Source organism: Tepidimonas fonticaldi (genome assembly GCF_001675355.1).
In the GTDB taxonomy this organism is placed as follows: Bacteria; Pseudomonadota; Gammaproteobacteria; order Burkholderiales; family Burkholderiaceae_C; genus Tepidimonas; species Tepidimonas fonticaldi.
This window is the reverse complement of sequence record NZ_LZDH01000008.1, coordinates 1-9,630: the sequence shown is the minus strand read 5'-3', so window position 1 is coordinate 9,630 and position 9,630 is coordinate 1. Positions and strand designations below refer to the sequence as shown.

Sequence of the window (9,630 nt, the reverse complement as noted above, 5' to 3'; positions counted from 1 at the left end):
CTGGGCGATGGTGCCGCCGCGGTTTGCCACAGCGAGGGGTACTCGTCACGCTGCTCAAGGACCATGCGCACGGCACGCTCGCGCACTTCCGGAGAGAACTTCACAGGTTTCATTTGGGCTCCATCTTCTCAAAGGTTGGAGCCTCTCGAAAACCCGGGACGGTTCAGGCATCGATGCCGCGCACCGCCAGGTTCATCTTGCACAGCCGCCAGGTGGTGTAGTTGCTCTCCTGTCCGTAGATGGCGATGTCGCCGATGCGGCCGCCGCGCTCCTGCACGAACTTGTCCGACTGCACGAACATGCCGCCGGAGCCGCAGCAGGGGTCGTAGACGCGGCCGGTGTAGGGTTCCAGCATTTCCACCAGCACCCGCACCACCGAGCGCGGGGTGTAGAACTCGCCACCGCGCTTGCCTTCGGCACCGGCAAACTGGCCGAGGAAGTATTCGTACACGCGGCCGAGGACGTCCTTCGAACGGCTGCCCTCCTCGCCGAGCGCGATGCCGGAGATCAGGTCGATCAGCTCGCCGAGCATGACCTTGTTGAGCGCGGGGCGGGCGTAGTCCTTGGGCAGCACGCCCTTGAGGGATTCGTTCTCCTTCTCGATGGCGCGCATGGCGTCGTCGATCAGGGTGCCGATGGTGGGCTTCTTCGCGTTGGCCTGCAGATGCGACCAGCGCGCCTCCTTCGGCACCCAGAACACGTTTTCAGCCAGGTATTCGTCGCGGTCCTCGGCGGCGGCCGGGTCTTCGGTGAGCAGTGCCTGGTGCCTGGCCTCGAAGGCGTCGGAGATGTACTTGAGGAAGATGAGCCCCAGCGCAACGTGCTTGTAGTCGGAGGGCTCCATGTTGCCGCGCAGCTTGTCGGCGGCCTTGAAAAGCTCGGCCTCGAAGCCGAGGTGGCCTCCGTTGCCGTTCTTGGCGGTGTCCTTCTTTGCCATCGTGTTCTTATCCTTTGCGTGATGTCTTTGCTGCCGGGGCTTGATACCCCGGCGCAAGCTTGGCGTTCTCAACGCCGTACAGCGCCGCCGGATCGCTGAGCCATAGGCGGTACTGTTCTTCTTTGAGGCGGTGGTCGGGCGAGCAGTCCACACTCCAGCGCAGCAGCATGTAGCCCGCGACAGCGGCGCGAACGCGCATCCGGACCGAGCCTTCGATCATCCCGTAATCCATCTTGATGATCTCGGGGCGCTCAAGGCGCGGGTGCGGCACGAAGTCCAGCTCGACGATGCGCGTCCACTGGATGTCGTTGTCCGGCCGTTCGTTGGCCTGTGGCTCCTCGTCGAGCAGCGTCGGCGCTTCGATACGGGTGACGACGAAGTCCCGAAACTCGCCGCGCCTTCGGTCAAAGGCCCGGACGTGCCAGCGCAAGCCGGTATCCACCAAGGCAAAGGGCACGATGACCCGCTCGGTCTCGCCGCTCGTCATCGAGTGGTAGCGGATGGCGAGGGGGCGCATGGCGTGGATTGCCCGGCAGACCGGGGCCAGCACCTCCATCCTGGGGATGGATAGGGCGGCAAGCGATTCGCACGGCAGCAGCGGCTGCAAGGGCCTGGCCGGGCCGTTCAGGCCATCGCCAAACCCATGCGCCAGCGCCGACAGCACGCGCTGCGGGGCGTGCTCAAACAGTGGGGAGAACGCCTGGCCGATCCGGTAGACCTTGTGGCTGCCGTCAAAGAGGATGTTTTGCGGTGCGATTTCGCGGTACAGCGCCAAGTCGCGCGTGGCCCCGGCCGGCGCCACCCCGAAGCGCTCGATGAGGTCGGGGCGGCCGATCTCACCGAAAAAGTAGAGCCGAAAGTCGATGTAGGCCAGCCGCTCGCGCTGGGCGTGGCTCAAGGTCTCGACGCGCTGGGGCTGAGTCACCGAAGGCTCCTCATCCAAGACCGACGACCGAAAGACTGCGATTGGTTTTATGCTTGTCCATTGCCAGGCGGTTCATATCATCAAACTGATGACAGTATGCGCCACAACTTGGACTACAACAACACGGACGCATCTGAGCCCTGGGGGGTGAGTTCGATTCAGTGTTTGGGGATTGAACCGGCGTCCGAAAAATGGGGCGGTCGTGACAAGTGATGTGTCAAAAGAAGGCGGCAGCGTATATGATCAGCGCCCACTGGTGATGATTGGAACCCATTGCAGCCGTGATAGGCCGCGTGGCGTCGCCTCAGCACCACCAGAATCACGAAAGCCAGGCGGCCAGCTGCCTGGCTTTTTTGTTGGCTGCTGGCCGTGTTGGCGGCCGGTGCCCGCGGTCCCCGGCCAGGCGCCTGGGGCTGCCCTACCCCTTCTCCGGCCCGCGCGCGCGCTCGTAGAGCGGCGGCGGCAGGGGGTCGCCGGCCTGGCGGCGGCGGAACAGCGCGGCGCGCGCCAGCACCACGGTGGTCACCGGCGCCGAGATCGACAGCACGATGATGATCAACCACACGTGCAGCTTCAGGCCCTGGCCGGTGGAGCTGAAGTGGGTGATCGACGCGAAGGTGACCAGCCAGGCGCCCAGCGTCGAGGTCAGCGCCGGCGCGTGCATGCGCAGGAAGAAGTCGCGCAGCCGCGCCAGGCCCAGCCCCGACAGCAGCACCATCGCCCCGCTGGCCAGCAGCAGGGCCGCGACGACGAATTCGGTCCAGGGCGGCATCACTCGATCACCTCGCCTCGCAGCAGGAACTTCGCCAGCGCCATCGAGCTGACGAAGCCGAACAGCACCATCAGCAGCGCCCCTTCGAAATACATCTCGCTGTTGTAGCGGATCGCCAGCACCAGCATCACCAGCATGCCGGCGACGTACAGGTAGTCCAGCGCCAGCACGCGGTCCTGCGCGGTGGGGCCGTGGAACAGCCGCAGCATGCCGATGGCCATGCCGGCGACGTACATCACCAGCGTGATCGTGATGACGATGGACAGCATCTCGCTCATTCGAAGATCTCCTTCAGGGGATGCTCGAAGCGCGCCTTGAAGGTGCGCACGAACTCCACCTCGTCGTCCAGGTCGAACACGTGCATCAGCAAGGCGCTGCGGTCGGGCGCCAGCTCGGACCACACGGTGCCCGGGATGACCGCCGAGATCATCGCCAGCGCCGCCAGCGCGTGCTCGTCGCGCAGCTCCAGCGGGATCACGACGAAGCGGCCGCGCGGCGGTTGCCGGCGCAACTGGAGCACGCCCTGCCCGACGTCGATCGCCGAGCGCACCACCTCGCCGCCGACGCGCAGGATCAGACGCACCAGCACCCCGAGGTGGCGCATCGAGCCCGGCGTGGGCCGCAGCGGCGACATCAGCAACGGCATCACGACCGCCAGCAGCGCGGCCAGCACGATGTGGCCGGCACTCTGGCTGCGCGCCAGCAGCAGCCAGCCGCAGAAGATACCGAACGACAGGCCCGGCGAGGGCAGCAGCTTCTTTCTCACGGCGTGCCTTTCGTCATGGGTTCGACGGGTTTCGTGCCCGTCACGGCCTCGATGTACAGCGTCGGCTCATGCAGGCCGCGGGCCGTGGTGCGGCCGTAGCCGAGCACCGCCTCGGCCTGGAACACCATCACCGCAGCCGCCACCAGCAGGCCGGCGATGGGCAGGCATTCGACGACCCGCAGCCGCGGCGCCGGCCGGTCCTGCGAGGTCCAGAAATGGCGGATGCCCACGCGCACCAGCCCGGTGGCGGCGAGCAGCCCGGAGACGATCAGCACCACGAACATGCTCCACGCGGCCGTGCCTTCCAGCTCCAGCAGCGCCGACAGCATCGCGACCTTGCCGACGAAGCCGGACATCGGCGGCAGCCCCGCGATGATCATCGCGCACATCGCGAAGGACACGCCCAGGAAGGCCACCGCGGCGGGGATCGCGCGGCCGATCAGCGCCTCCTCGTCGTCGTCCAAGTTGGTGCCGGGCAGCGGCTCGCCGTCGATGAACGCGGGCAGCGCATCCTTGCCGTCGTCGATCTCCTCGGGGCCCATCTCGACGTCGCGGGCGCGCTCCATCAGCTCGACCAGCAGGAAGATCGCCCCGCCGGCCAGCGTCGAGCTGGCCAGGTAGAACAACGCGCCGGCGCTGAGCGCCTCGGCATCGAAGCCGATCGCCGCGATCAGCGTGCCCGACGAGGTGATCACGCTGAAGCCGGCCAGCCGGGCCACCTGCTGCGAGGCCATCATCCCGAAGGCGCCAAACATCATCGTCGCCATGCCGCCCCACACGAGCACGTCGCTGCCGAAGTGTGCCGAGGCACCAGCGGTGGCCGGGAAGCACAGCGTCCACAGCCGCAGGATCGCGTAGACGCCGACCTTGGTGAGAATGGCGAACAAGGCGGCCGCCGGCGCGCTGGCCGAGGCGTAGGCCGGTGGCAGCCAGAAGTTGAGCGGCCACACCGCCGCCTTGGCGAGGAAGGCAATCGCGAGGATCGCCGCCCCGGCATGCAGCAGGCCGCGGTCACTGACCGGCACGTCGGGCAGCTTCTGGGCGATGTCGGCCATGTTGAGCGTGCCGGTCACGCCGTAGAGGATGGCCACGCCGATCAGGAACAGCACCGAGGCGAACAGGTTGACCGAGATGTAGTGCAGCCCCGCGCGCACGCGTGCCAGCCCGCCGCCGTGCAGCAGCAGGCCGTAGCTGGCCGCCAGCAGCACCTCGAAGAACACGAACAGGTTGAACAGGTCGGCGGTCAGGAAGGCCCCGTACAGGCCCATCAGCTGCAGCTGGAACAGCAGATGGAAGTACACCCCGGCGTGCTGCCAGCGCGCCAGCGCGTACAGCAGCGAGGCCAACCCCAGGCTGGCGGCCAGCACCAGCATCATGGCCGAGAGCCGGTCGGCCAGCAGCACGATGCCGAACGGCACCGGCCAGTTGCCGGGCAGGTAGACGCTGAACGCGGCCGGCACGTCGCTGGCGTCGACCGCGCGCAGCAGCGCGATCGCCAGCCCAAGGCCGGTGGCCGTGGAGACGACGTTGAGCACCGACATGAATTCCCGGCGACCTTCGCCGAGCAGCAGCATCAGCGCCGCGGTGCCGAGCGCGAGCAGGATGGGGGCGACGACCAGGTGGTCCGGCGTCATGCACGCTCGTCCCGGCCGTCGACATGGTCGCTGCCCGACAGGCCGCGCAGCGCCAGCAGCACCACGAGGAACAGCGCGGTGGTCGCAAAGCCGATCACGATGGCCGTGAGCACCAGCGACTGCGGCAGCGGGTCGGCATAGTGGGCCAGGTCGGTCGGCAGGCCGGGCTTGTAGATCGGCTCCTTGCCGATCGAGAGGCTGCCGACGCTGAAGATGAACAGGTTCACCGCGTAGGACAGCAGCGACAGCCCGATCAGCACCTGGAACGTCCGCGGACGCAGCACCAGGTAGATCCCGGCTCCGGCCATCACGCCGATGGCGATGGACACCACCACTTCCATTCAATGCTCTCCATGTTGATGCTCGTCCGCCGGACGGCGGCGCGCGCGCAGCGACTGGTGCGCGATGGCGGTCAGCAGCAGCAGGGTCGACCCGACCACCACCGAGAACACCCCGAGGTCGAACAGCGCGGCGCTGGGCAGGTGCAACTCGCCGACCAGCGGCAGCTCGACGTGCGCGGTGTGCGTGGTCAGGAAGGGATGGCCCACCGCCATGGCCCCCGCACCGGTGAGCAGCGCGATCATCAGGCCCACGCCGATCCACTTCGGCGGCAGGAGGTGCATGCGCGTCTCGACCCAGCGCGTGCCGCTGACCATGTACTGCGCGATGAACGCGATCGCGACCACCAGCCCGGCGACGAAGCCGCCGCCCGGCTCGTTGTGGCCGCGCATGAACAGGTGGAAGGCGAACACTCCGGCCAGCGGCAGCAGCAGGCGCACCAGCACCGCCGGCACCTCCAGGAAGCGCTGCACCTGGTTCTCGCCCTCGCGGCTCATCAGGTCGCTCCACACACCCTCCGGCACCACGTGCTGCTGGGCCGGGCGGTCGATCACCTCGCGCGGCGGCCGGAAACGCCGCAGCAGCGCGTAGACGGTGACGCCGACCACGCCGAGCACGGTGATCTCGCCCAGCGTATCGAAGGCCCGGAAGTCGACCAGCATCACGTTGACGATGTTGGTGCCACCGCCCTGCGGCAGGGCGTGCTCGATGAAGAACGGCGAGATCGACTGCGGGGCGTTGCGCGTCAGCAGCGCGTACGACAGCGCTGCCAGCCCCACGCCGATCGCCACGGCCAGCAGCAGGTCGCGCCGGCGGCGCCACCAGGCGCGCAGCGCGACCGCCGGCGCGTCCTGCTCGACGCGCTTGGGCAGCCAGCGCAGGCCGAGCAGGAACAGCACCATGGTCACCACCTCGACGGCCAGCTGGGTCAGCGCCAGGTCCGGCGCCGAGAACCACGCGAAGGTGATGCACAGCACCAGGCCGACCACGCTCAGCATGGTCAGCGCGGCCAGCCGGTGGAACTTGGCCTGCCACGCCGCACCGATCGCGCAGACGCCGCCCAGCACCCACAGCACGACGAACTCGGGCGTGACCGGCACTCGGGCCCGGTCGCCCCAGGCCAGCGGCACGATCAGCGCGGAGGCCAGCCCCGCCAGCCCGGCGATCACCACCAGGCACAGCATCTGCGCCTGCAGGCGCCGCGTGCCGAACCAGCGCAGCATCAGGCGGGCGAACGCGGTGCAGAGCGTCAGCACGGCCTCGAAGATGCGGCGCCCGTCGAACAGGCAGATCACCGGCGTGCCGCGGCGCGCGCGGTATTTCAGCCGGTGGCCGAACCGCATGTAGACGGCGATGCCGCCCAGCATCGCAACCAGGCTCATCACCAGCGGCGTGTTGAAGCCGTGCCAGATCGCCAGGCTGTACTCGGGCAGTTCGCCGCCGACCACCGGGCCCGCGGCCGCGGCCAGCATCGGGCCGATGGACAACTCGGGGAAGATGCCCACCACCAGGCAGGCCAGCACCAGCAGCTCGATCGGCACGCGCATCCAGTGCACCGGCTCGTGCGGCTTGCGCGGCGTCTCCAGCGGCGCCTCGTCGAAGAACACGTCGTGGCCGAAGCGCAGCGAGTAGACCACCGCGAACAGGCCGGCGATGGTCGCGATGACCGGCAGCCCGTACTCGACCGCGGGGCTGGCGCTCACGAACACGGTCTCGGCGAAGAACATCTCCTTCGAGAGGAACCCGTTGAGCAGCGGCACCCCCGCCATCGCGGCGCAGGCGACGATGGCCAGGTTGGCGGTCATCGGCATGTGGCGGTACAGCCCGTTGAGCCGCCGCATGTCGCGCGTGCCGGTCTCGTGGTCGATGATGCCCACCGACATGAACAGCGAGGCCTTGAAAGTCGCGTGGTTCATCATGTGGAACACCGCCGCCACCGCCGCCAGCGGGCTGTTCATGCCCAGCAGCAGCGTAACCAGGCCCAGGTGGCTGATCGTCGAGTAGGCCAGCAGGCCCTTGAGGTCATGCTGGAACATCGCCGCGTAGGCGCCCAGCAGCAGCGTGATCGCCCCGGCCCCGCCGACGATCCAGAACCACAGGTCGGTGTCGGCCAGCACCGGCCACAGCCGGGCCATCAGGAACACGCCGGCCTTCACCATGGTGGCCGAGTGCAGGTAGGCCGACGCCGGGGTCGGCGCGGTCATCGCGTGCGGCAGCCAGAACTGGAACGGGAACTGCGCGCTCTTGGTCAGCGCCCCCAGCAGCACCAGCACCAGCATCACCGGGTACAGCGCGTGGCCGACGATGCGCTCGCGCGACTGCAGCACGGCCTCCAGCTCGAAGCTGCCGACCATGTGCCCGAGCAGCAGCATGCCGGCCAGCAGCGCCAGCCCGCCGGTGGCCGTGACCGTGAAGGCCATGCGCGCCCCGCGCCGGGCGTCCTTGCGGTGCGTCCAGTAGCCGATCAGCAGGAAGGAGAACACGCTGGTCAGCTCCCAGAACACCACCAGCTGGATCAGGTTGCCGGCGGTCACGACGCCGAACATCGCGCCCATGAAGCCGAGCAGCAGCGAGTAGAAGCGCGCCGCCGGGTCGTCGGGCGAAAGGTAATAGCGCGCGTAGATGATGACCAGCAGCCCCATGCCGCTGACCAGCATCGCGAACATCCACGCGAACCCGTCCAGCCGCAGCACCAGGTCGATGCCGAGGCTGGGCATCCACGCGAGCCGCTCGGTCAGGACGACGCCGTCACGCACCTCCGGGAACGCCAGGGCGACCGGGATCGCGATCGCGGCGGCGATGCCCGCCGCCCACAGCGACTCGAGGTTGCGCGCGGTGGTCGGCAGGAGCGCAGCGACGAAGCTGCCGAGAAATGGCAGGGCCAGAAGGACGAACAGGGACATGACGGGCGATTCTAGAGCCCGCCCCGCCGCAACCCGTTCGTAACTTCCGCAAGTTTACTGATGCAGCGCAGGCGCCGGCCGGTGGCCGCGGCCAGCGCGTTGGCCACCGCCGGGGCCAGCGGTGGCACGGCCGGCTCGCCGATGCCGGTCGGGTTGGCGGCCGAGGGCACGATGTGCACTTCCACCTGCGGCATGTCGGTGATGCGCGCGACCAGGTAGTCGTGGAAGTTCGACTGCTGCACCTCGCCATCGCGCAGCGTGATCTCGCCGTGGAGCACGGTCGACAGCGCGAAGCCGATGGAACCCTCGACCTGGGCGCGGATCACGTCGCGGGTTGACCGCGATGCCGCAGTCGACCGTGCAGACCACCCGGTCGACCCGGTAGCTGCCATCCTCGCGCACCGTGACCTCGGCCACCTGCGCAACGTAGCTGTGGAACGACTCGTGCACCGCCACGCCGCGGCCACGCCGCTCGCCCCCCGCCCCGGGTGCCAGCAGCCGCCCCCAGCCGGCGCGCTCGGCCGCCAGCCGCAACACGCCGGCATGGCGCGGGTGCTGCGCCAGCAGCGCCAGCCGCCTGGGCGCCCCCTTAGGGGGCCGTTTGCCCATTTTGGGCGCACTGCCCCCGCGATCACACATGGTGCGCATCCCACCAGCCCCCGACGGAGCCCATGCGCACCAGGTTGTACGCGGCAAAGCACATCAGCGCCTGCCCCGCCAACTTGGCATGCCCAATCAGCTTGGTCTTGGCCAGGCCGCCCACGGTCTTGATCCAGCCGAAGGCCTCTCCAATGGCCGAGTGCTTGGCCTTGGCCTCCACCAGCAGCCGCTCGCTGCGGATGGAAAACAGAATTTGCAGCAGCAGCGCCTTGAGCAGCATCTCTGGCGGCACCGAAGGGCGGCCGCGGCGGGCATAGACCGCTTCGAACTCTGCGCTCATGTTGGCCAGCAAGGCATCCACCAAGCCCCGCAGCTCGCGCAGCGGGTGTCTGGCCGGTACCCGCTCTTCGAGGCTGATGTAGCTGAACATCGCCCCCTGGATGTTCTGTGTGCCTCTCATCTTCGGTGTCTGCTGTCTCGTCGTCGCCGCCGCTCACATGGTACCGGCCGCACGGGCAGCTGCGGGGGAGTTTTTCAACGGGTAATCCCCCCGCAAAACCAGTGCGCTGAGAAGTAGAGAGTCTCGAAGGAGAATCTCTACCATGAAGAAATCGCGTTTCACTGACAGCCAGATCATCGACGCGCTCAAGCGGGCGGAGGCTGGTCTGAGCGTGCCCGATCTGTGCCGCGAACTGGGCATCAGCTCGGCGACCTTCTACAAGTGGCGGGCCAAGTAGGGCTGCTTGGACGCCTC

8 protein-coding genes and 3 pseudogenes are annotated in these 9,630 nt (G+C 68.2%); 1 reads left to right on the top strand and 10 read right to left on the bottom strand.

Annotated features, from left to right (window positions below):
* Positions 1–166: 166 nt before the first annotated feature.
* From A9O67_RS01805 to A9O67_RS01760, 10 genes and pseudogenes are all read right to left on the bottom strand, one after another.
* Positions 167–937 (bottom strand): annotated as a pseudogene (locus A9O67_RS01805) (type I restriction-modification system subunit M); the annotation flags it as partial.
* Between the two features lie 7 nt (positions 938–944).
* Positions 945–1,862, bottom strand: coding sequence for a helix-turn-helix transcriptional regulator (locus A9O67_RS01800; RefSeq protein ID WP_197484397.1), 918 nt, complete (start codon positions 1,860–1,862; stop codon positions 945–947).
* A gap of 418 nt (positions 1,863–2,280) precedes the next feature.
* Complete coding sequence (locus A9O67_RS01795; protein WP_068606812.1) at positions 2,281–2,634, bottom strand: cation:proton antiporter; 354 nt, start codon at positions 2,632–2,634, stop codon at positions 2,281–2,283.
* A complete protein-coding gene (locus A9O67_RS01790; protein ID WP_408033402.1) occupies positions 2,634–2,870 on the bottom strand; it encodes a K+/H+ antiporter subunit F in 237 nt (78 codons plus the stop codon). The genes A9O67_RS01795 and A9O67_RS01790 overlap by 1 nt, the downstream gene beginning before the upstream one ends.
* A 38-nt stretch (positions 2,871–2,908) precedes the next feature.
* Complete coding sequence (locus tag A9O67_RS01785) at positions 2,909–3,400, bottom strand: Na+/H+ antiporter subunit E (RefSeq protein ID WP_068606809.1); 492 nt, start codon at positions 3,398–3,400, stop codon at positions 2,909–2,911.
* Positions 3,397–5,034: a monovalent cation/H+ antiporter subunit D gene (locus A9O67_RS01780; RefSeq protein WP_068606807.1), complete on the bottom strand. Its 1,638-nt coding sequence runs from the start codon at positions 5,032–5,034 to the stop codon at positions 3,397–3,399. Before A9O67_RS01780 ends, A9O67_RS01785 begins: the two co-directional genes overlap by 4 nt.
* Positions 5,031–5,375, bottom strand: a complete 345-nt coding sequence (locus A9O67_RS01775; protein ID WP_068606805.1) for a Na+/H+ antiporter subunit C — start codon at positions 5,373–5,375, stop codon at positions 5,031–5,033. Before A9O67_RS01775 ends, A9O67_RS01780 begins: the two co-directional genes overlap by 4 nt.
* Entirely contained in the window at positions 5,376–8,276 is a 2,901-nt protein-coding gene (locus A9O67_RS01770) for a monovalent cation/H+ antiporter subunit A (protein WP_068606803.1), read from the bottom strand.
* 11 nt (positions 8,277–8,287) lie between these two features.
* Positions 8,288–8,852 (bottom strand): annotated as a pseudogene (locus tag A9O67_RS12860) (molybdopterin cofactor-binding domain-containing protein); the annotation flags it as partial.
* 55 nt (positions 8,853–8,907) lie between these two features.
* The gene (locus A9O67_RS01760) at positions 8,908–9,336 is read right to left on the bottom strand and encodes a transposase (protein WP_082955279.1); all 429 of its coding nucleotides are present in this window, start codon (positions 9,334–9,336) and stop codon (positions 8,908–8,910) included.
* A 142-nt stretch (positions 9,337–9,478) separates the two neighbouring features.
* On the opposite strand from A9O67_RS01760, the pseudogene A9O67_RS01755 reads away from it, so the two are divergent.
* Positions 9,479–9,610: pseudogene (locus A9O67_RS01755) on the top strand (transposase); the annotation flags it as partial.
* Positions 9,611–9,630: the final 20 nt, after the last annotated feature.

Coding starts and splice junctions, on each gene's coding strand:
- A9O67_RS01760 (WP_082955279.1), bottom strand. CDS start 9,336: ATGAGAGGCACACAGAACATCCAGGGGGCGATGTTCAGCTACATCAGC.
- A9O67_RS01790 (WP_408033402.1), bottom strand. CDS start 2,870: ATGTACGTCGCCGGCATGGCCATCGGCATGCTGCGGCTGTTCCACGGC.
- A9O67_RS01795 (WP_068606812.1), bottom strand. CDS start 2,634: ATGCCGCCCTGGACCGAATTCGTCGTCGCGGCCCTGCTGCTGGCCAGC.
- A9O67_RS01780 (WP_068606807.1), bottom strand. CDS start 5,034: ATGACGCCGGACCACCTGGTCGTCGCCCCCATCCTGCTCGCGCTCGGC.
- A9O67_RS01775 (WP_068606805.1), bottom strand. CDS start 5,375: ATGGAAGTGGTGGTGTCCATCGCCATCGGCGTGATGGCCGGAGCCGGG.
- A9O67_RS01770 (WP_068606803.1), bottom strand. CDS start 8,276: ATGTCCCTGTTCGTCCTTCTGGCCCTGCCATTTCTCGGCAGCTTCGTC.